This is a genomic window from Hymenobacter gummosus (assembly GCF_003970915.1).
GTDB lineage: Bacteria > Bacteroidota > Bacteroidia > Cytophagales > Hymenobacteraceae > Solirubrum > Solirubrum gummosum.
Genome location: NZ_RXOF01000001.1, coordinates 446524 through 466839, shown reverse-complemented (window position 1 = coordinate 466839; position 20316 = coordinate 446524). Strand labels below are relative to the sequence as shown.

The following is a 20316-nucleotide window of genomic DNA, read 5'->3' as shown; positions in this document are numbered from 1 at the left end:
CAGAACAGTAGTCCGGGCGCCGGCGGCAGGCTGAAAGCCTGCTTTATTTTCGGCACCGGTTACACTCGCTTCACTCGCTAAACCGGCGCCAGCCGCATCAGGCCCCAATCAGGAACACCGCCGGCTGCTTGTGGATGTCGGGCAGGCCGTGCTTTTTCCAGCCGGCTACGGTATCGGTGCGGAGGTATTCCTCGGGAGCGGTGAGGCTGGCGGCAATGCAGAGGCGGGTGCCGGGCTGCAGCGTGGCCAGCAAATCCTGCAGCAGCTGCCCGTTGCGGTAGGGCGTTTCGATGAAAAGTTGGGTCTGCTGCGGGGCCTGTCGCTCCAGCTGCTTAATGGCCGCCACCCGCTTGCCGCGCTCAATGGGCAGGTAGCCGTGGAAGGCAAAGCTCTGCCCGTTCAGGCCCGAGCCCATCAGCGCCAGCAGCAGGGAAGAGGGCCCGACCAGCGGCACCACCCGCACGCCCGCGCGGTGCGCCTCGCGGGCCAGCAGGGCGCCGGGGTCGGCAATGCCAGGGCAGCCCGCCTCCGACAACACGCCCGCATCCAGGTTCTGCTGCACCATCAGCTGCACGGCCGCCCGCACCTGGGCCTCGGTCGAGTCCTTGTCGATGACGGTGAGGCGCAGCTCCTCAATCACCTGCTCCGGCGCCACCTGCTTGATGAAGCGCCGGGCCGTGCGGGCGTTTTCCACGAGAAAATACCGCAGCGCGGCCACCTGGGCCGGCACCTGCGGGGGCAGCACCTGCGCGGCCGTATCGTCGGCCAGCACCGTGGGAATGAGGTAGAGGGTAGGCAAAGGTTGGATTGTTAAATGGCTGGATGGCTAAATGGTTGATTGTTCGACGCAAGCGGAACGACCAGCCATTTAGCCATCCAGCCATTTGGCCATTTAGCTATTTAGCTATTCACAAACGCCGTCACCAGCTGGTATACTTCCTCCGGCTTTTCGGCGTGCACCCAGTGGCCGGCGTCGACGACGGTTTCCACCTGCGAGTTTGGGAACAGGGCCGGAATGCCGTGCAGCTTGTCCTCGGCGGTAACGTAGTCGGACTTGCCGCCGCGGATAAACAGGGCCGGCTTGAGGAAGGGCTGGTCGGCTTTGATTTCCTCGCCCAGAGCGGCCACGGCGGCCGTCAGCACGGGCAGATTGATGCGCCAGGCAAAGGAGTTGTCCTCGCGGCGGTACAGGTTTTTGAGCAGAAACTGCCGGGTATCAACCTGGCGGATGTGCTGGGCCAGGGCGTCGTCGGCCTGCTGGCGGTTTTCGATGGACTTGAAATCCAGCGCGTTCAGGCCTTCAATAACCTCGTCCTGATGCTCCATATCGGAGAAGCGCGGGGCAATGTCGACCACCACAATCTGCCGCACCCGCTCGGGGTTATCGAGGGCGAAGCGCATGGCTACTTTGCCGCCCATCGAGTGGCCCAGCAAGGTGGTGTCGGCCGGCAGCTGCAGCTGCTCGAACAGGGCCAGCACGTCCTGGGCCATGAGGGTGTAGCTGTGCTCCTCGGAGTGAGGCGAGCGGCCGTGGTTGCGCAAGTCCACCAGGATTACGCGGAACTGCTCGGCCCAGCGCCGGGCCAGCGTCTGCCAGTTGTCGAGGGTGCCGAACAGGCCGTGCAGCACGACGAGCGGGCGGCCCTGGCCCTGTTCGCGGTAGTGAAGCGGAATCGTCATGCGGGCAAAGGTCGGAAGCGCGGCGCAATAAGCGGCTCAGCCCCGGGCCAGCGGCAAGGTAAACTCCACCGTGGTGCCCGCGCCCGGCTGACTACTCACGCTCAGCTGCCCGCCGTGGCGCTGCACGAACGCCTGGCACAGCGGCCAGCCCAGCCCGGTACCCGTGCGGGTGTGGCTGCGCGGGGCCGGGGCCGCCGGCGCTTCGGCAGGATGCAGCAGGGCCGCTACCTGCTCGCTGGTCATGCCGCGGCCGGTGTCGGCTACGGTCAGCAAGGCCCGGGCGGGCTCGTGGGGGGCGCGGGCGGCGCTGAGGCGGATGCTGCCGCCCGTGGGCGTGGCGCGCAGGGCGTTGCTGAGCAGGTTGCGCAGGATGGTGCGCGTCATGTGCGCGTCGGCCAGGGCCGTGAGGTCGTCGGGGGCGGTGACCGTGAGCGTGACCTGCCGGGCTTCGGCGGCCGGGCGAAACAGCTCGGTGGCGTCGTGCAGCAGCTCGGGCAGCGGCAGCGGCTCCGGCTCGAAGGCCAGCTCCCCGTTCTGGCTCACGGCCCAGCTCAGTAGGTTGTCGAGCAGGCCGTTGAGGTGCTGGGCCGACTGGCGCACCTGCTGGGGCAGCCGGCGCAGGCCCGCCTCGTCGCCGGTGCGCAGGTAGAAGTCAATCAGCTCCGTCACGCCCACGAAGGAGGTGACCGGCCCGCGCAAATCGTGGGCGACGATGGAGTAAAGGCGGTCCTTGCTGGCGGCCAGCTGGCGGGTGGTGGCGTTGGCCCGCTCCAGGGCGGCGTGGTTGGCCGCCAGGGCCTGCTGGCTGCGGCGCAGCTTCCAGGTGAGGGCACCGGCACCTACCAAGCCCAGCACCAGCGTGCCCACCACGACCCAGAGCACCCGGTTGCGCAGCTGCTGCAGCTCGGTGCGTTGGGTGAGCATCCGAATCTGGTTTTCCTTGGCGCGGGTTTCGTAGCGCGTCTGCAGGGCCGAGAGGGTGCTGAGGCGGGCGCGGCTGTTGAGCGTGTCGTTCAGGCCCACGTACAGCTGCCGCCAGCCGTAGGCCTGCTCGTAGTCTTCCCGGCTCTGATTGATGCCCGCCATCAGGTCGTAGGCATCCAGCACGCGCTCGGGAAAGCCAATCTGCCGGGCCAGCCGCAGGGCGCGGCGCGTCAGCTCCTCGGCCTCGTCGAGCTTGTCCTGCATCAGCAGGGTGGTGGCCAGCAGGGTGAGCTGACTGGTTTGCACGCGCGGGTTGCCCGAGGTTTCGCTCAGCGCCAGGGCCTTGCGCATCAGCCCCTCGGCCACTTCGTAGCGGCCCTCGCGCAGGTAGTGAGTAGCCAGGTGACCCACGTGCACCGCTTCGCCGGCCAGGTCGCCGGCGCGGTGAGCCAGCTGCATGGCGCGGCGGGTGTAGAGCAGGCCATCGGCGGTGCGGCCCATGTAGAAGGAGAGGCCGCCGAGGTTGCCGTAGAGCATGAGCTGGGTGCGGGTGCTCACGCCGCGGGCGCGCAGGTGGCCGAGGGCCAGGCGGTAGTTGCGCAGGGCGCTGGTGGTGTCGCCCCGCTCGTGGTGGATGCCGCCCACGGCCGCGTAGCCGCGCACGATACCGTCGGCGTCGCGGCGGCGCAGGGCCAGGTTGAGGGCCTCTTGCTGCAGCTGCAGGGCGTGGGGGCCGTCGGAGAGGTTGGCGTAGCAGCTGGCCAGGTTCAGCAGGGCCCGCACCAGGCCGGGCTCGTCGCCCAGGCGGCGGGCCAGGGCCACGGCCTGCTCACCGTAGGGCAGGGCGCGGGTGGGGGCGCGGTCGTGCAGGGCGTAGCAGAGCTGGCTGAGCACGCGCACCCGAGCCGTATCGGCGGGGAGGGCGCGCAGGTGCTGCCGCAGCCGGGTCAGGGCAAGCGTATCCTGGGCACGCGCGGGCAGCACGCTTCCGAGCAGGAGCAACCAGAGCGGAAACCACCGCATGCAGTGCAATAGGGAGTAGAGGTAAGCGGAGCGGAAGGCCGAAGCCGCGGGGAAGATAAGGACCGGGCGGTAGCTTTCGGGCCGGCCGGGCTACAACCAACAAAACCAGCGTCTTCGGGTTTCGAGGCTGGTGTGGCGCAGAAACCCGGCCAGGGGCTGCAGGTTGGTCAGCAGCGAAGTCAGCTCCACCCGGCGGCCGTCGTGCAGGTGCAGGCGCAGGTACTCGTAATTACTCCAGAACACGCCCCGGGCGCGGCACTGCCCGTACTCCACCCGGCGGATATCGGGCCGCTGAAAGGGCACCGGCTCGGCGCCCTCGTACACCTCCAGAATGTTCTGCTTGGGGTCGAAAAGCAGGGTGGTGTGGCGGTTGCGGCGGTAGTACTGCCAGTGCAGCAGCAGGCTGGGCAGGGCGAAGCCCAGCAGGCCGGCCAGCAGCACCCCAAACAGCCCCCATTCCCAGGGTTGCTGCGGGCCTACCAGCAAGGGGCGCAGCAGGGGCAGGGCCACGCACAGGCTAGCCAGCGGCCAGAGCAGCAGCTGCACCCCGCGCCAGTACGTGACCTGAAACACCGTGCGCCGCCGACCAAAGAGCCGCAGCACCCATTGCAGCAGGAAGCTGGCCGCGCCCACGGCCACGGCCAGCTGCAGCAGCGGAACGAGGACGCGCCGCACCTACCCCCGCACGATGATGGCCGGCTCGTCGGCGCTCTGCCGGGCGCGCAGATGGCCGAACGGCTCGGCCGGCACGCCGGCTTCGCGCAGCAGGGCTTCCACCTGTGCCTGGCCGGCGGGCGTCACGCACACCAACAGGCCGCCGGAGGTTTGCGGGTCGCAGAGCCAGTGGCGCTGCTCCTCGGTGATGGGGGCTACTTTGTGGCCGTAGGAGGCCCAGTTGCGGTGGGTACCGCCCGGAATGGCGCCCTGCTGCCGGTAGCTTTCGGCCGCTTCCAGGCGGGGCACGCGGGCGAAGTCCACTTCGGCGGTGAGGCCCGAGCCCTCGGCCACTTCGGCCAGGTGGCCCAGCAGGCCGAAGCCGGTCACGTCGGTCATGGCCTTTACTTCGGCCAGGCGGCCCAGCGGCTCACCCAGCTTGTTGAGCTGCATCATCTGCCGCGGAGCCAGCTGGGCATCCGCGGCGCGCAGCAGGCCTTTTTTCTGGGCCGTGGTGAGCATGCCCACGCCCAGGGGCTTGGTCAGGTACAGCAGGCAGCCTTCGGTGGCGGTGTCGTTGCGCTTCAGGTTCTGGATGTCGACCAGCCCGTTCACGGCCAGGCCGAAAATGGGCTCGGGCGAGTCGATGCTGTGGCCGCCGGCCAGGGCAATGCCGGCCTCCTGGCAGATGCTGCGCCCGCCCTCGATGACGCGCCGCGCCACCTCGGGCGCCAGCTTATCGACGGGCCAGCCCAGCACGGCAATGGCCAGCACCGGCCGCCCGCCCATGGCGTACACGTCCGAAATGGAGTTGGCCGCCGCAATGCGCCCGAAGTCGTACGCGTCGTCGACGATGGGCATGAAGAAGTCGGTGGTGCTGATCAGGGCCTGCCCGGTGCCCAGGTCGTACACGGCCGCGTCGTCGCGGGAGGCGTTGCCGACCAGCAGGTTGGCGTCGGGCTGCTGGGGCACGGTGGTGTGCAGAATCTTGTCGAGCACCGCGGGCGCGATTTTGCAGCCGCAGCCGGCGCCGTGGCTGTACTGGGTCAGGCGGATGGCCTCGTCGGCGGTGGGGGCGGGAGTATCGGCGTTCATAGAAAGGCGAAGTTACGGGGGAATAACCGCGGCGCCTTCCCTGGAGTTGCCGGCTAGCGCAGCAGCAGTTGGTAGCGGGTGCCCGTGGCCGTGGTGCTGTCGGTGCGCAGCAGCTGCCGCCGGGCGAAGGTCTGGTACGTCAGGCGCACCACCCGGGTGGTGTCGTGCCCGATGCTTAGGTCGATGGGGCAGGGCCACTGGGGGTAACGGCGGCTGCAACGCACCTGATAGGGGGCCGATACGCCCGGCCGGCGGATAGTAACGGTAAACGAGTCGACGGCCGCGTTGAGCACCCGCGGCTGAATCTGCAGCTCGTAGCGCCGCTCCAGGCGGACGGTCAGGTCGGTATTTGACTGCCCCTGCTGCTGCCCGAATGCCTGCCCCGCGGGGAAATACCAGCCCGCCGGCGGCCGCAGCCGGCAGCCGTAGCTGTCGAGGAGGTTGCGTAGCCCGCGCGGGACCACGGCCTGCACCCGGAAGCGGCCCTGCGCATCGGTCACAGCACTGTCGAGGGGCTGACTGTCGCCGGTGCCGAAAGCGCCCAGCAGCAGCCAGGTACCTTTGCCGAGGTAGACGGTAGCCCCCGGGACCGGCCGGCCGCTCCAGTAATCTTCGATGCGCCCGGCATATTCTACCGTGGCAGTTGGAGTAGGGTCTTTATGCTTGGTGCAGTTGGCCAGCAGCAGCAGCCAGAAAAGCAGCGCAGCGGTGGAGTAGAATAGCTTCATAAACGACGGCAATAAACCAGTGGTGGCTTGAAAACGAGCAGCATCCGCTATCAACGGTTGCATGCCCGCCCGCCGAAAAGCCCTGGCCCCTGGGGCGGCTACTGCGTCCAGGCGGCCCGCTGCAGCACCACGCGGTAGCCGTCGGGGTCTTCGAAGGTCAGGCCCTGCTGGTCCCAGTACGGGTTGTGGGCCGGCACCGGCGCGAAACCGGCAGCCCGCATCCGCTGCACCGCCGCCGTCCACTCGGCCGCGTCGGGCAGGTACAGCACCAGCAGATGATCGGCCGAGGGCGCTCCGCCGGCTATTTGCCCCCGCTCCCGGGTAAACTCCAAGTGGTAGGGCGCCTGCGCATGGCCCAGCATCAGCCCGTCGAAGCCGGCATGGTCTTCGAACTGCCCAACGACGGCAAAGCCCAGTCCGTCGCGGTAGAAGGGGAGCAGGGCGGCCAGGTCGTTGGTGGGGCGGGCAACGCGCAGAACGGGGTACATGGGAGGAGGATAGAGGCGGGAAGCTCAAGGAAAATCCAGCCACACCGTACCCCCACCCGGGCCCAGGCGGCTGTCGTAGGGTCCGGCCAGTGTTTGTTCATCGAAGACCTGCGCGGGGTGGCCGGGGCGCTCCACCCGCACGGAGTCGAGGTTCGGAATGGCAATCCAGTTCCCGTCGAAGGTAGCGGTGGAGTGCGGCGGCATGGTCACGACCAGCGCCGGGCCCTGCCGCTGCAGCGCCACCGAATCGGTGAGCAGCCGCAGGTTGCGGTAGCGGGGTTTCAGCACCTGCGGGGCCATCGGCAGGTAGCCCGGGGTGAACTGCTCCGGCTTCTTGGGGTACAGCCGCAGCGTGAGCGGCTCGGCGCTGAGGTTGCGCACGAACAGCCGGAACACCATCGTGCAGCCCTGCAACGGGAGCAGCGGCAGCAGCAGGACGGCAAGCAGGCGGCGGGGCAGCATGGTCGGCTACGGAAGAATCGGCTCAGCCCTGCCCCAGCGCCGCCAGCACCCGGTCGGCGTTGGTTTCCGCGTCGCAGGTGTCGGTGGGCACGCGCAGCACGTCGGGGCGGCCTTCGAGGCCGTGCAGGTAAGTCCGGTCGTAGTAGTCGAGCACCAGGGACACCATCTTCTCCATGTCGTCTTCGCCGATAGCGCCCAGGGCTTCCTTGGTGGCCAGCCCGCCCAGGCGCTTGCGCAGGCGCAGGATGGCGGCGGCCAGCTCGGCGGGGTTGTGGCGGCCGTACTCCTCGGCCAGCTTGCGCACCCGCACGGCCCGCGGCACCTCCAGCACCAGCAGCGGCGCCCGGCGCATCTGCTCAAACAAGCCGGCGGGCAAGGCCACCGCGCCGATGGTGCGACTTTCATCCTCCACCCACACGCGGCCGGCGCTGCTGAGCTGGTGCAGCTGCAGGGCCAGCTCGTTCTCAAACTGCTCGTTGCTGGGCTGCGCCGCCTGCCCGATGGCCCCGAACGAGGAGCCCTTGTGGTGGGCCAGCCCTTCGAGGTCGACGACCGGTTCCCGGCGGCGGGCCAGGGCGTGCAGCACGTCGGTCTTGCCCGAGCCGGTGAGGCCGCCCAGCACCCGCAGCGTCCGGGGCTGCTCCAGCTGCGCCAGCGCCCAGCGGCGGTAATCCTTGTAGCCCTTGTCGAGCAGGTGGACGCGGAAGCCGGCCAGCTCCAGCAGCCACTGCATGGCCCCGGAGCGCATGCCGCCGCGCCAGCAGTGCAGGCGCACTTCCTTGTTCGGGGCCAGCTTCTGCGCGGCCTTCACCATCCGGCTCATCTTCGGCCCGAAGAAGTCCAGCCCCATCAGCACGGCCTTGTCCTGGCTGATGCGCTTGTAGGCCGTGCCAATCTGGGCCCGCTCCTCGTCGGAGAAAATGGGGAAGCTCACCGCCCCGGGAATGTGCCCCTGGGCGTACTCCAGCGGCGCCCGCGCATCAAAAATGGGCGCATCGGCCGGGCCGGAAAGAAAGTCGGAAAGGGGAAGGCGGGGCATGGAGGGAATTAATAATTAATAATTAAGAATTAGTAATGAATAATGACCGGCTTCCTGGAGAGGTCGGTCATTATTCATTACTAATTCTTAATTATTAATTAACTGACGCAAGTACAGCTGAATGGTGTTTTCCAGGCCCAGGTACAGCGCGTCGCACACCAGCGCGTGGCCGATGCTGACTTCGGCCAGGCCGGGCAGCTGCTGGTGCAGAAAGGCGAGGTTGTCGAGGTCCAGGTCGTGGCCGGCATTCACGCCCAGGCCGAGCTGCTGGGCCAGGGCGGCGGCTTCGCGGTAGGGGGCCACGGCGGCTTCGCGGTCCTGGTGGTAGCCGGTGGCGTAGGCCTCGGTGTACAGCTCGATGCGGTCGGTGCCGGTGGTGGCGGCGGCGCGCACCAGTTCCTCCACGGGGTCGAGGAAGATGCTCACGCGGCAGCCCATTTGCTTAAACTCCTGCACGATGCCGCGCAGGTACTCTTGGTGGCGAATGGTGTCCCAGCCGGCATTGGAGGTAATGGCGTCGGGCGCGTCGGGCACCAAGGTCACCTGCTCGGGTCGGACCGCGCGCACCAGCTCGATGAAGTCCGGCGTGGGGTTGCCCTCGATGTTAAACTCGGTGGTAACCAGCGGCTTCAGGTCGCGCACGTCCTGGTAGCGGATGTGCCGCTCGTCGGGGCGCGGGTGCACCGTGATGCCCTGGGCCCCAAACCGCTCACAGTCGCGCGCGACCTGCAGCACGTCGGGGCGGTTGTGGCCGCGGGCGTTCCGCAGCGTGGCAATTTTGTTGATGTTTACGCTTAGCTTCGTCATGAATCCCGGATTTAGCGGACTTTTGCCGCCCCAAAGGTGGTGAAATGGTGAGATTGTGAAATGGTGAGTGTCGTTCCGATGACACATATCCGCGCATCATCTGCCCTTTTCACCAGCCTGAGGCAAGAGCCGGCACTGCATTCCCGCGCCGCCGGGCCGTCAACTCACCATTTCACGAATTCACCATTTCACCACCTATGTCCCTGAAAGAGCGCATCGACGCCGATATCAAGAAGGCCATGCTGGCCAAAGACAAAGTGCGCCTGACCGCGCTGCGCAGCATCAAGTCGCAGATCCTGCTGGCCGAAACCGCCGAAGGTGCCCACGGCGCCATCACGTCCGACACGGAGCTGAAGCTGCTGAACAAAGCCGCCAAGCAGCGCCGCGAAGCCGCCGAAACCTACCAGCAGCAGTTCCGCTCCGACCTGGAGGAAATCGAGCTGGCCGAGCTGGCCATCATCGAGGAGTACCTGCCCGCCCAGCTGTCCGGGGCCGACCTCACCGAGCGCCTCGTGGCCATCATCCAGCGCGTGGGCGCCGCCGGCCCCTCCGACCTGGGCAAGGTCATGGGTGTCGCCGCCAAGGAGCTGGCCGGCCAGGCCGATGGCCGCGCTATTTCCCAGGAAGTCAACCGCCTGCTGAACAATACGAATTTCTAGGGTCTTGGGGGCTTAGGGTCTTAGGGGCTTGGTTGTCGTTCGGATGGCCTGGTTACGTCCCCAGGCTTTCAAACTCCAAGCCCCGCAGAGGCCAAGCTATTGTATGGATAGCCTGGTTAAGACCCCAAGACCCCAAGCCCCCAAGACCCTAAGACCCCAAAAATGTCCGGCTTCGACTTGCTCTTGCTGATGCCCCTGGCGGTGGGGGCGGTGAAGGGCTTCCGGCGCGGTATCGTGCTGGAGGTGGTTTCCCTGCTGGCTTTCGTGCTCGGCGTCATCGGCGGGCTGAAGCTGCTGGGCACGGCCATTCCGCTGGTGCGGCACTACGTGGGCGAGGCCTTCGGGATGCTGCCGCTGGTGTCGTTTCTGCTGGTCTTCGCCCTCATTGCCTGGGGGGTGCACCTAGCCGGCGGCCTGCTCAAAACCATGCTGCACCTCACCCCGCTGGGCATGCTCGACAACCTGCTCGGCGGCGCGGCCGGGGTGCTGAAGTGGGTGCTGGGCCTGAGCCTACTGCTTTACGCCACCGGCCTGGCCGGTCTGCCCCTCGGTGCCCAGCTCACCCAGGATTCCCTGGTACTGCCCATCGTGCGCGAAGCCACCCCCGTCGCCCTGAACATCGTCGGCGTGGTCATGCCCTTCGCCGCCGAGCTGCTCAGCACCCTGCGGAACGTGTTTTAAATGGTTAAATGGCTGGATGGCTAAATGGTTGATTGTTCTTGAACGACCAGCCATTTGACCATTTAGCCATTTAACCATTTAGCAAACCAGCACGACCAGCCATTTAGCCATTCAACCATTTGACCGTTCAGAAGATGCGCCTGCTGCTGCTCGACAACTTTGACTCCTTTACCTACAACCTGCTGGACTACTTCCGGCAGCTGGGGGCCGAGGTGCTGGTGCGCCGCAACGATACCCCGCTGGCCGAGCTGCTGGCCCTCGACTTCGACGCGGTGGTGTTGTCGCCGGGGCCGGGCACGCCGCGGGCCGCGGGCGGGCTGATGCCGTTCCTCGACGCCGTACACCAGCGCGTGCCGGTGCTGGGCGTGTGCCTGGGGCATCAGGCGCTGGGCGAGTTTTTCGGGGCCGAGCTGCGCCGCGCCGCCCGCCCCATGCACGGCAAGGTGACGGAAATCGACTTGAGCGCGGCACCAAACCAAACGCCCGAGCCGCTGTTTGACGACCTGCCGGCCCGTATACCAGTTACGCGCTACCACTCGTTGGTGCTCGGGGAGTTGCCCCCGGCGCTGCTGCCGCTGGCCCGCACCGCCGACGAGCACGCCGAACTGATGGTGCTCCGCCACCGTACCTTACCGCTCTACGGGGTACAGTTTCACCCCGAGGCTTTGCTTACCCCGCACGGCCTGGCCCTCCTGCGCAATTGGGTCCGGATTGCGTATCATTGCACGAATAGGGCCGTTCCCCCGGCCGCGTCCCCGGCGCCACTACCCCACGATGGAATTGCAGATTAAACAGCACCACGATTTTAAGTACGTCGACGAAGGCCAGGGCCCCCTGCTGCTGCTGTTGCACGGCCTGTTCGGGGCGCTGAGCAACTGGCAGGGCGTCGTCGATGAGTTTGCCCGCACCCACCGCGTGGTTATTCCCATGCTGCCGGTGTACGATATGCCGCTCACCCGGGCCGGTATTTCGGGCCTGGTCGAATTCGTGGAGGACTTCACCAAGGCCATGCAGCTCACCGAGCCGGCCACCGTGCTCGGTAATTCCCTGGGCGGCCACGTGGCGCTGGTGTACACCCTGCGCAACCCCGCCCGCGTGCAGCGCCTGGTGCTGACGGGCAGCAGCGGCCTGTTCGAGGACAGCATGGGCGGCTCCTTCCCCCGCCGCGGCGACTACGCCTACGTGCAGGAGCGGGTGGCCTACACCTTCTACGACCCGCACGTAGCCACCAAGGACCTGGTCGACGAGGTTTTCAACGTCACCAATTCCAACGCCAAGTGCCTGCGCATCATCGCCATTGCGCGCTCGGCTCAGCGGCACAACCTCACCAAGGACCTGGGGCGTATTCAGGCCAAGACGCTGCTCATCTGGGGGCTGAACGACACCATCACCCCGCCGATGGTGGCCCACGAGTTCAACCGCCTGCTGCCCAACGCCGAGCTGCACTTCCTCGACCACTGCGGCCACGCCCCCATGATGGAGCGTCCGCAGGCCTTCAACCGGCTGCTGCGCCGCTTCCTGGAGCCGGCCGCCGCCACGGCCCCCGTCGGCGCGTAGCATTTTTGCCCGCCCGCCCGTAGATTCCCGGCTGGCCGCCGGGCCGCTGGCTTCCGTAGCCGGGCGGCCTTGCAACCTTGCCGGCCCTTTGTCGCTTCTATATACCTGAGTTGCGACGCCTTTCCTCACCGCTTACCCGCGTCGCCATGCATTCGATGCTCGCCGAAGACCTGCTCAACCAGATGATTCCGCCGCTGAAGGTGTCCGACTCCGCCGGCAAGGCTGCCCGCTGGTTGGAAGAATTCCACGTGGACCAGCTGCCGGTGGTGCAAAACCGGCAGTACCGCGGCATGATTACCGAAGCCGACCTCATCGACGTGGCCGCCGACCCCGAGCAGCTGCTCGAAGGCGTGCCCTTCGGCTTCTCCGACGTGCACGTGCAGCGCGACCAGCACTTCTACACCGTCATGGAACTGGCCATCCGCAACAAGGTGCAGCTGGTGCCCGTGCTCGACGACCAGCGCGAGTACCTCGGCGTGGTGACGGTAGGGGATACCCTGGCCGCCTTCGGTCAGACGCCCGGCAGCGCTGCCGGCAACGGCATCATCGTACTGGCCATGGACGACCGGGACTATTCCCTGAGCCAGATCAGCCGCTACATCGAGGAAAACAACGCCAAGGTGCTCAGCGCCCACGTCTCGGAAGACGCCGATGACACGCGCCGCATCCGGCTGACGCTCAAAATCAACACCAGCAACCTGAACCGCATCGTGGCCACGCTGGAGCGCTTCGGCTACGTCATTACGGCTCAGTTCAGCGGCACCGACGAAGTCACCGGCGCCGACCAGGAGCGGCTCGACGCGCTGCTACGCTACCTGAACCTGTAAGCGGTGCGCCTCGCCTGGCTGGCCGCCGCTTTGTGGCTGGTCACTACCGCTCTGGCCTGGGCCGCTCCCGCCGCTGCGCTGGCGCGGCCCGCCGGCATCAGTCCGCCCGATTCCGCCCGCCGCCCCAACCTCGACAGCCTGCTGCGCGCCCAGTGCCCCGGCTACGCCGTCGTGCGCATCGGGCAGGTGCTGTTCGTAGGCAACAACGTGACCAAGGAGCGGGTGCTGCGCGCCGAACTGGACATCCGGGAGGGCGACACCCTGCCCGCGGCCCAACTGGGCCGCCGCCTGGAACTGAACCGCCGCCGCCTGTTCAACCTGCAGCTGTTCAACCAGGTGGGCGTACAGGCTACCTGCCGCGACGGGGAAATCATTGTGCTGTTCGGCCTGCAGGAGCGGTGGTACACCTTCCCCGTGCCCATCTTCTCTTTGGCCGACCGCAACTTCGATACCTGGCGCCACCGCCCCGACCGTTGGCGCCGCATCGACTACGGCCTGCACCTGACGCGCACCAACTTCCGCGGCCGCAACGAGCAGCTTTACGGCAACCTGCAGCTGGGCTTCAACCGCAAGTACGAGCTGTTCTACATCACGCCTACGCTGGGGCACCACCGCCTGGGCTTGTCCGTCGGCGCCTCGCTGCAGCAGAGCCGGGCCCTGGACTACCGCACCGGGCGCGACAGTCTGTTTACGCACCGGCCCCGGCACGGCTTTCCTATTCAGCGCTGGTATGTGACGGGCGGCCTGCGCTGGCGCCGTACCGTGCAGCGCCTTACCACCCTCGAAGCGCTGTATGGGCAGGAGCGTATCAGCGACTCGGTACGGCTGCTGAACCCCGAGTACTTTCTCAACGCCACCCGGCGCGAGTACCTCGATGTGGTACTGACGCGCACCCTCAACAAGCGCAACACCTTCGCTTACCCGCTCACCGGCTCCTTTCTGCAGGCCAGCCTCACGCAGCGCTTCTACCTTTCCTCACCCAGCCCGCCGCTGACCACGGCCCAGCTCACCTACGCCCGCTATTTCGACCTCGGCCGTGGCTTCTACTACGGCGGCGGCGTCGAGGGCCGCCTGCGCCTCTCGCGCCGCCTGGCCTACGCCGACAGCCACGCCCTGGGCTACCGCCAGTCCCTGGTGCGCGGCTACGACGCTTACGTAGTCGACGGCCGGCACTACGCGGTGCTGCGGCAGGGCCTGTCGCTGCGCATCTTCGATGCGGGCTGGCTTGATTTGCCGGTGCTGAAAGACCAGCGACTCGACCGAGTGCCCTTAGTGCTGTACCTGAATACCTTTGCTGATGCGGGCTTCGTGGCCGAACGCTCCGTGCCGGCCACCAACCGCCTGCCCAACGAACTGCTGGCCAGCGCCGGCCTCGGGTTGCACCTGGTTACTTACTACGACAGGGTTTTCACCCTCGAATACACCCGCACCATTCACGGATTCGGTGGTTTCTTTGTCCGCACGCAGTTTCCGTTCTAACGTGGTCCGTCGCGGCCGCCCCCTTACGTATGCGCATCGCCATTCTGGGTAAGCCCTTCGACGCCGATATGGCGCCGCACCTGCAAGGCCTGTTTGATGAGCTGGCCGCCCGGCAGGTTCGCATCGCCGTAGCCAAGTCCTTCTACGAAAGCCTGCAGCAGCTTCGCCTGCCCGACAACCTCACTGTCTTCGACCGCGGCGACAACCTGCTCGGCACCGATTACGCCCTGAGCATCGGCGGCGACGGCACCCTGCTCGACACGGTCACCTACGTCGGCCGCCTGCAGATTCCCATTCTAGGCATCAATACCGGCCGGCTGGGCTTTCTTTCCACCGTCTCGCCCGAGCAGATTCCGCAGGCCCTCGACGCGCTGTTTCGCGGGCACTTCACCCTCGAAAACCGCAGCCTCATCCACGCCGACACCGACCCCGATGCGTTCGGCGGCCTCGATTTCGGTCTGAATGAGTTTTCCATCCTCAAGCGCGACACCTCCGCGATGATTGTGGTACACACCTACATCGACGGCGAATATTTAAACTCCTACTGGGCCGACGGGCTAGTCGTTTCAACACCAACGGGTTCCACCGGTTACTCGCTCAGCTGTGGCGGCCCGGTAATGCTGCCTCACACCAACAATTTTGTTATTTCCCCCGTATGCCCCCACAATCTGAACGTGCGGCCGCTGATTGTGCCGGACCGGAGCGTAATATCCTTTGAGATTGAGGGACGTAGCAATAACTTCTTGCTCTCCCTCGACTCCCGCTCCGTCACCGTCGACGCTGGCATTCAGGTAGCCGTACGGCGCGAGGCCTTCGACGCCAAACTGATTAAGTTGAACCACGTAAATTTTTTGAGCACCTTACGCAGCAAACTCAATTGGGGCCTCGACCGGCGGAACCCAGCAGGATTTTCGGTGTAATACATCGGATTTTTTTTATGGAATGTTTTTAATATTCCTGTCGCCTGCTACTTTTGCTTTCGACTGCAACCGTGTCCGCGCGGTAAAACCGCTTTCCTGAACTTTGATATCATAACCTTGCTCCACAGTATGAAGAAACTCTTGACCCTCACCCTGATGCTGGTACTGGCGTTGGTGCTAGTAGCCAACCAGGCGAGTGCGCAGCAGTTCAGCAAGCGGAAGCAGTACAACTCCGTTGGTCTGACGCTGAACGCCATGAACTATTTTGGCGACGTCGTTCCCAAGCCCAGCATCACCAGCCTGCGTTTTGCCGCTACGCGCCCCAATGTCGGCGTAAGCTTCACCCGCCGCTTTGCTCCGCGGATTTCGGCCCGCGCTGCTCTCTCGTACGGCCGCATCACCGGCGACGACTTCAAAGCTGCTGACGACACCGACGTGGACGCCAAATTCCGCTACAACCGGAACATGAGCTTCCGCAACGACATCATCGAGCTGTCGGCCGTAGGGGTGTTCGACCTGATCGAAAACCGCAACAACTACCTGAAGCGCCCGGACTTCGTTCCTTACGTATTCGCTGGTGTGGCCGTATTCCACCACAACCCCAAAGGGCTGGTTGGCCCCGATGGCACGCCCGCCCCGGCTAGCCTGAACTCGGGTGATTACATCGCGCTGCAGCCCCTGGGCACGGAAGGTCAACGCCTGAACGGCGAAGGCACCTACGGTCTGTGGCAGGTTTCTATCCCCTTCGGCGGTGGCGTACGCTACAAACTCAACAAAAGCTTTGACCTGGGCCTGGAAATTGGCTGGCGCAAAACTTTTACCGACTATCTTGACGACGTGAGCGGCAACTACGCCGATCCGTCCCAACTGCAGGGCGACGCTGCCAATTATTTTGGCCGCGGCATCACCCGCAGCCGTAGCGGCGAATTCGCTGGCTTCGATAATGCTGGCAGCATGCGCGGCAAGAGCAATGAAAAAGACTGGTACATCGTTACGGGTCTTACGCTGAACTACATCCTCGCTCCCCGCATCAAGAGCCCCAAATTCCGTTAATCAGTCGTTGGCTGCCGCCAACGCAGCCTTCACCTGATGACCAAGCAACTTCTCTTCAAAACGCTCCTTGTTTGCTCCGTGCAAGCAGGGAGCGTTTTTTTTGCCCACCAGGCAGCCGCACAAAACACCAGCGAAGTCGGCCTCGGCTTGGGCGCGCTTAATTACAAAGGCGAACTGGCCCCTGAGTACCGGGTGCTAAACAACCGCCCGGCCGTATCGGCCTTTTACCGGAAGGATATTTCGGCACCCGTGACGCTGCGCGGCACCGTGACTTATGGCTTGCTGCGGGCCAACGATACGGATGTGAAAGGGGAAAGCGGCAACCAATTGCCGTTGCCCGCTTACCGGCAGGCCAGCATGAAAGGCTCCTTGCTTGATTTGGCCGGCACGCTGGAGTATAACTTCTTCGACTATCACAACCGCCGCGACAAAATTCACCTGACGCCCTACGTGTTCGTAGGGATGGCGGGGTTTATGGCCTTTACCGAAACCACCGGGGCCCAAACCGGCTTCACCAAAAACGAGAATACCCTGGGCATTGCCGTCCCGGCGGGCGTGGGGTTAAAGCTGGCCCTGTCGCGGCACTGGAACCTGGGCCTGGAAACCGGCGCCCGTAAGGCATTTACCGATCTGATTGACCACGTGAAGGATCAGAGCCCGGCCTTTGCCAACCGCTTTGACCAGGACTGGTACTACTACACGGGCTTGAGCGTCTCTTATACGTTCTATAAAATCAACTGCCCGGACCCTTACAAGGCGGACCCAAAACTGCTGCGCTAACGCACTCACATCCGGGCGTGTGCAACCATTTGCGTAACTTGCGGCCTCTTTTACGCAAACAGTTCGCATGTCCGCCCGCACCGCTATTGACCCTGCCCGCATCCCCGCTCACGTTGCCGTCATTATGGACGGAAACGGCCGGTGGGCCAAGAAACGTGGGGGCCTGCGCATCTTCGGGCACCAAAGCGCCATTACCGCTGTTCGCGACACGGTAGAGGCTGCTGCCGAGCTTGGGGTGCAGTACCTGACGCTCTACGCCTTCTCGACGGAAAACTGGGGCCGGCCCACGCACGAGGTTATGGCCTTGATGCAGCTGCTGGTGCATACCATCCGGCAGGAAACGCCTACGTTGCTCAAGAACAATATTCGGCTGCAGGCCATTGGCGACACTAGCCAGCTGCCGGCTTCGTGCCAGCGGGAGCTGGCGGAAGCCATGGAGCTGACGGCCGGTGGCACCCGCACCACCTTGGTACTGGCGTTGAGCTACAGCGGCCGTTGGGACCTGGCCCAGGCCGCCCGACAGCTGGCCCTGGACGTGGCGGCGGGCAAAGTGGAGGCCGGCAGCGTAGGGGAGGACGTACTGGCGGGTTACCTGTCGACGGCGGGCATGCCCGATCCGGAGCTGTTGATCCGGACCAGCGGAGAGCAGCGCATCAGCAATTTTCTGCTGTGGCAACTGGCTTACACCGAGCTGTATATTACCGATTTGCTGTGGCCGGATTTCCGGCGGGAGCATTTCTACGAGGCTATCCTGGCTTACCAAAGCCGGGAAAGACGCTTCGGCAAGACCAGTGAGCAACTGACCGTTTCGTAAGTTTTTTTCGATGAGTTCTTTTTTCCCCCGGCTCCGCGGCGCTATGCTGACGGGGCTGCTGCTGGGGCTGACGGCTGGTACCATCCACGCCCAGAACGTGCCGGCTGCCGGTGCCCAGGGCCAGGAGCCGCAGCGTTACGAAGTCGGTGGTATTACCATCAGCGGCATCCGCTACCTCGACCCCAATACCATCATTGGCCTGACCGGCCTGAAGGTCGGGGACCCTATTTCGCTGCCCGGTGAGGAAATCGGCCGCGCCATTCGCCGGCTCTGGGACCAGGGCATTCTGGGTGACGTGAGCGTGGCGGTGGAGCGTATCGAGGGCAACCGCGTATTCCTGGACTTCCAGCTGAAGGAGCGGCCGCGCCTGTCGAAAATCTACTTCACCAGCATCAACAAGACCCAGGCCGACGAGCTGCGCAACAAGATCAAGATTGTGCGCGGCAAAGTGGTAACGGACGCACTGCTCAGCAATACGAAGCAGGCGGTGCGGAAGTTCTACGTCGACAAGGGCTTCATGAACGTGAAGGTTAACATCACGCAGGAGCCGGATTCGTCCTTGCCCAACAGCGTGGAGCTGGTCATCGACGTGAACAAGGGCGACAAGGTGCGCATCTCGGACATCAGCTTTATCGGCAACGAGGCCATCAAGGATGGCAAGCTGAAGGGGCAGATGAAGAAGACCAAGGAGAAGAAGGCTTACAAGTTCCTCAACTCCGGCAAGTTCAACAAAACCGAGTTCGAGGCCGACAAGCAGAAGGTCATCGACTACTACAACGCCCAGGGCTACCGCGACGCCATCATTACCAGCGACTCGCTGATAACGGTGCAGTCGGAGCACACGCGGCGCTTTATCGGGAAGAAGGACGGCAAATTCGGCATTCACAAGGTAACGGAGCGCGAAGCCGACAAGCTTGTGTTGCGCCTGCACGTGGACGAAGGACCGAAGTACTACTTCCGCAACGTGGCCTGGAACGGGAACTACCTGTACGACGACCGCACGCTGTCGTCGGTCCTGGGCATCAAGAAGGGCGACACGTACAGCAAAGAGTCGCTGGACAAGCGCCTGAACTATAACCCCACGGGCCAGGATGTGACGTCGCTCTACATGAACGACGGCTACCTGTTCTTCTCCATCGACCCGGTGGAAACCCGCGTGGAGGGCGACTCGATTGACATCGAGATGCGCATCTCCGAGGGCGTGCAGGCCCGCATTAAGGAGGTCAACATCGCCGGCAATACCAAGACTTCGGACCACGTAATCCGCCGCGAACTGCGCACCCTGCCGGGCGACAAGTTCAACCGCGAACTGCTGATCCGCTCCCAGCGCGAAATTGCCTCGCTGGGCTACTTCGACCCGGAAAAGGTGGGCCTGAACCCGGTGCCGAACCCGGCCGACGGGACGGTGGACATCAACTACACCGTATCGGAAAAGCCCTCGGACCAGATTACGCTGTCGGGCGGCTGGGGTGGCTACGCCGGCTTCATCGGCACGGTGGGCCTGGTGTTCAACAACTTCTCGCTGCGCAAGGCCAAGGACTTCCACAACTGGCGCCCCGTTCCCGGCGGCGACGGGCAGCGCCTAGCCCTGAACATTCAGGCCAACGGGCTGCAGTACCAGTCGTACTCCCTGTCGTTTACGGAGCCCTGGCTGGGCGGGCGTAAGCCCAACTCGCTGACGGTGACCCTGAACAAGAGCATTCAGCGCTACTCCACTTCGGGCGCTTTCGACGCGGCGTCCATCCGCAACGGCAGCTTCATCAAGGTGAACAGCGCCTCGGTGGGCCTGGGCCGCCGCCTGCGCTGGCCGGACGACTACTTCACGCTGAGCAACAGCTTGTCGATCAGCCAGTACAAGCTGAAGGACTATCCGTACTTCAGCGGCTTCAGCACCGGCAACGCCAACAACATTACCTTCAACACCACGCTGGCGCGCAACAGCACCGACAACCCCACGTTCACGCGGCGTGGCTCGGCCCTGTCCTTGTCGTTGAACCTGACGCCGCCCTACTCCATCTTCAAAGGCTCGCACCCGGACGTGAACGAGTGGGTGGAGTTCCACAAGTGGATGTTCGACGCCTCGTGGTTTACGCCGCTGGGCTCGAAGTTCGTGCTGAACACCCGCGCCCACTTCGGCTTCATCGGCCGCTACAACAAGACCCGCGCCTACGGGCCGTTTGAACGCTTCAAGCTCGGCGGCGCCGGTCTGGGCTTCGGCGGGGCGTCCAACTTCCTGGTGGGCACCGAATTTGTGGGTCTGCGCGGCTACGACGACCCGAACGACGCCTTCGCCATTCCGACGGCGCGGCAGAACGAAAGCGGCGGCATTGCCTACAACAAGTACGTGATGGAGCTGCGCTACCCGGTGTCGCTCAACCCGGCCGCCACGGTGTACGTGCTGGGCTTCGCCGAAGCGGGTAACTCCTTCGACAACTACAACCAGTACAACCCCTTCAAGCTGTACCGTTCGGCGGGCGTGGGCGCGCGTATCTTTATGTCGGCCTTCGGTCTGCTCGGCTTCGACTACGGCTACGGCTTCGACAACGTGCCGATTCCGCTCGGCACCTCCGACCGGCAGGACAAGAGCAAGTTCCACTTCATCATTGGTCAGCAGATCCGCTAAGGCACCAAACAGCCGGGGGCCGG

Annotated in this window: 21 protein-coding genes; 11 read left to right on the top strand and 10 right to left on the bottom strand. The window is 64.9% G+C overall.

The genetic code is table 11. The features are described 5' to 3' along the window. Positions 1–97: 97 nt before the first annotated feature. From EJV47_RS02105 to EJV47_RS02060, 10 genes are all read right to left on the bottom strand, one after another. Positions 98–799: an SAM-dependent methyltransferase gene (locus EJV47_RS02105; RefSeq protein WP_126691482.1), complete on the bottom strand. Its 702-nt coding sequence runs from the start codon at positions 797–799 to the stop codon at positions 98–100. A 101-nt stretch (positions 800–900) separates the two neighbouring features. Continuing rightward, a complete protein-coding gene (locus EJV47_RS02100; RefSeq protein ID WP_126691481.1) occupies positions 901–1680 on the bottom strand; it encodes an alpha/beta fold hydrolase in 780 nt (259 codons plus the stop codon). Positions 1681–1716: 36 nt separating this feature from the next. Then, positions 1717–3627, bottom strand: a complete 1911-nt coding sequence (locus EJV47_RS02095; protein ID WP_126691480.1) for an ATP-binding protein — start codon at positions 3625–3627, stop codon at positions 1717–1719. Between the two features lie 90 nt (positions 3628–3717). Then, a complete protein-coding gene (locus tag EJV47_RS02090; protein WP_126691479.1) occupies positions 3718–4302 on the bottom strand; it encodes a PH domain-containing protein in 585 nt (194 codons plus the stop codon). Next, positions 4303–5376, bottom strand: a complete 1074-nt coding sequence (gene selD / locus EJV47_RS02085) for a selenide, water dikinase SelD (protein ID WP_126691478.1) — start codon at positions 5374–5376, stop codon at positions 4303–4305. It abuts the gene before it with no gap. A 53-nt stretch (positions 5377–5429) separates the two neighbouring features. After that, positions 5430–6104, bottom strand: coding sequence for a peptidase associated/transthyretin-like domain-containing protein (locus tag EJV47_RS02080; RefSeq protein ID WP_126691477.1), 675 nt, complete (start codon positions 6102–6104; stop codon positions 5430–5432). A 98-nt stretch (positions 6105–6202) separates the two neighbouring features. Then, positions 6203–6592 (bottom strand): VOC family protein, encoded by a 390-nt coding sequence (locus EJV47_RS02075; protein ID WP_126691476.1) that lies wholly within the window; start codon positions 6590–6592, stop codon positions 6203–6205. Between the two features lie 24 nt (positions 6593–6616). Beyond that, the gene (locus EJV47_RS02070; RefSeq protein WP_126691475.1) at positions 6617–7054 is read right to left on the bottom strand and encodes a hypothetical protein; all 438 of its coding nucleotides are present in this window, start codon (positions 7052–7054) and stop codon (positions 6617–6619) included. 22 nt (positions 7055–7076) lie between these two features. After that, on the bottom strand, positions 7077–8093 hold the full coding sequence (gene mnmH / locus EJV47_RS02065) for a tRNA 2-selenouridine(34) synthase MnmH (protein ID WP_126691474.1): 1017 nt from the start codon (positions 8091–8093) through the stop codon (positions 7077–7079). 87 nt (positions 8094–8180) lie between these two features. Further along, positions 8181–8900, bottom strand: coding sequence for a pyridoxine 5'-phosphate synthase (locus tag EJV47_RS02060; protein ID WP_126691473.1), 720 nt, complete (start codon positions 8898–8900; stop codon positions 8181–8183). A gap of 197 nt (positions 8901–9097) precedes the next feature. Between EJV47_RS02060 and EJV47_RS02055 the strand changes: the two genes are divergently transcribed. The 11 genes from EJV47_RS02055 to bamA all read left to right on the top strand — a co-directional run bounded on the left by EJV47_RS02055 (position 9098) and on the right by bamA (position 20293). Further along, the gene (locus EJV47_RS02055; RefSeq protein WP_126691472.1) at positions 9098–9559 is read left to right on the top strand and encodes a GatB/YqeY domain-containing protein; all 462 of its coding nucleotides are present in this window, start codon (positions 9098–9100) and stop codon (positions 9557–9559) included. Positions 9560–9721: 162 nt separating this feature from the next. Beyond that, positions 9722–10240 (top strand): CvpA family protein, encoded by a 519-nt coding sequence (locus EJV47_RS02050; protein WP_126691471.1) that lies wholly within the window; start codon positions 9722–9724, stop codon positions 10238–10240. 119 nt (positions 10241–10359) lie between these two features. Further along, positions 10360–11031: an anthranilate synthase component II gene (locus EJV47_RS02045; protein ID WP_341539243.1), complete on the top strand. Its 672-nt coding sequence runs from the start codon at positions 10360–10362 to the stop codon at positions 11029–11031. After that, positions 11015–11797 carry an alpha/beta fold hydrolase gene (locus EJV47_RS02040; protein ID WP_126691470.1) on the top strand — a complete coding sequence of 261 codons (783 nt, stop codon included), beginning with the start codon at positions 11015–11017 and terminating at the stop codon, positions 11795–11797. Before EJV47_RS02045 ends, EJV47_RS02040 begins: the two co-directional genes overlap by 17 nt. A 146-nt stretch (positions 11798–11943) precedes the next feature. Then, positions 11944–12624 (top strand): CBS domain-containing protein, encoded by a 681-nt coding sequence (locus EJV47_RS02035; RefSeq protein ID WP_126691469.1) that lies wholly within the window; start codon positions 11944–11946, stop codon positions 12622–12624. Positions 12625–12627: 3 nt separating this feature from the next. Next, positions 12628–14103: a POTRA domain-containing protein gene (locus EJV47_RS02030; protein WP_126691468.1), complete on the top strand. Its 1476-nt coding sequence runs from the start codon at positions 12628–12630 to the stop codon at positions 14101–14103. A gap of 29 nt (positions 14104–14132) precedes the next feature. Continuing rightward, on the top strand, positions 14133–15023 hold the full coding sequence (locus tag EJV47_RS02025) for an NAD kinase (protein WP_126691467.1): 891 nt from the start codon (positions 14133–14135) through the stop codon (positions 15021–15023). 129 nt (positions 15024–15152) lie between these two features. Next, positions 15153–16076 (top strand): DUF6089 family protein, encoded by a 924-nt coding sequence (locus EJV47_RS02020; RefSeq protein WP_126691466.1) that lies wholly within the window; start codon positions 15153–15155, stop codon positions 16074–16076. Between the two features lie 36 nt (positions 16077–16112). Beyond that, positions 16113–16856 (top strand): type IX secretion system protein PorG, encoded by a 744-nt coding sequence (gene porG, locus EJV47_RS02015; RefSeq protein ID WP_126691465.1) that lies wholly within the window; start codon positions 16113–16115, stop codon positions 16854–16856. A gap of 67 nt (positions 16857–16923) precedes the next feature. Next, positions 16924–17670, top strand: a complete 747-nt coding sequence (locus EJV47_RS02010; protein ID WP_126691464.1) for an isoprenyl transferase — start codon at positions 16924–16926, stop codon at positions 17668–17670. Between the two features lie 10 nt (positions 17671–17680). Next, positions 17681–20293, top strand: coding sequence for an outer membrane protein assembly factor BamA (gene bamA / locus EJV47_RS02005; protein WP_126691463.1), 2613 nt, complete (start codon positions 17681–17683; stop codon positions 20291–20293). Positions 20294–20316: the final 23 nt, after the last annotated feature.

Coding starts and splice junctions, on each gene's coding strand:
- EJV47_RS02100 (WP_126691481.1), bottom strand. CDS start 1,680: ATGACGATTCCGCTTCACTACCGCGAACAGGGCCAGGGCCGCCCGCTC.
- EJV47_RS02095 (WP_126691480.1), bottom strand. CDS start 3,627: ATGCGGTGGTTTCCGCTCTGGTTGCTCCTGCTCGGAAGCGTGCTGCCC.
- selD (WP_126691478.1), bottom strand. CDS start 5,376: ATGAACGCCGATACTCCCGCCCCCACCGCCGACGAGGCCATCCGCCTG.
- EJV47_RS02080 (WP_126691477.1), bottom strand. CDS start 6,104: ATGAAGCTATTCTACTCCACCGCTGCGCTGCTTTTCTGGCTGCTGCTG.
- EJV47_RS02075 (WP_126691476.1), bottom strand. CDS start 6,592: ATGTACCCCGTTCTGCGCGTTGCCCGCCCCACCAACGACCTGGCCGCC.
- EJV47_RS02070 (WP_126691475.1), bottom strand. CDS start 7,054: ATGCTGCCCCGCCGCCTGCTTGCCGTCCTGCTGCTGCCGCTGCTCCCG.
- mnmH (WP_126691474.1), bottom strand. CDS start 8,093: ATGCCCCGCCTTCCCCTTTCCGACTTTCTTTCCGGCCCGGCCGATGCG.
- EJV47_RS02060 (WP_126691473.1), bottom strand. CDS start 8,900: ATGACGAAGCTAAGCGTAAACATCAACAAAATTGCCACGCTGCGGAAC.
- EJV47_RS02055 (WP_126691472.1), top strand. CDS start 9,098: ATGTCCCTGAAAGAGCGCATCGACGCCGATATCAAGAAGGCCATGCTG.
- EJV47_RS02050 (WP_126691471.1), top strand. CDS start 9,722: ATGTCCGGCTTCGACTTGCTCTTGCTGATGCCCCTGGCGGTGGGGGCG.
- EJV47_RS02040 (WP_126691470.1), top strand. CDS start 11,015: ATGGAATTGCAGATTAAACAGCACCACGATTTTAAGTACGTCGACGAA.
- EJV47_RS02035 (WP_126691469.1), top strand. CDS start 11,944: ATGCATTCGATGCTCGCCGAAGACCTGCTCAACCAGATGATTCCGCCG.
- EJV47_RS02025 (WP_126691467.1), top strand. CDS start 14,133: ATGCGCATCGCCATTCTGGGTAAGCCCTTCGACGCCGATATGGCGCCG.
- EJV47_RS02020 (WP_126691466.1), top strand. CDS start 15,153: ATGAAGAAACTCTTGACCCTCACCCTGATGCTGGTACTGGCGTTGGTG.
- porG (WP_126691465.1), top strand. CDS start 16,113: ATGACCAAGCAACTTCTCTTCAAAACGCTCCTTGTTTGCTCCGTGCAA.
- EJV47_RS02010 (WP_126691464.1), top strand. CDS start 16,924: ATGTCCGCCCGCACCGCTATTGACCCTGCCCGCATCCCCGCTCACGTT.
- bamA (WP_126691463.1), top strand. CDS start 17,681: ATGAGTTCTTTTTTCCCCCGGCTCCGCGGCGCTATGCTGACGGGGCTG.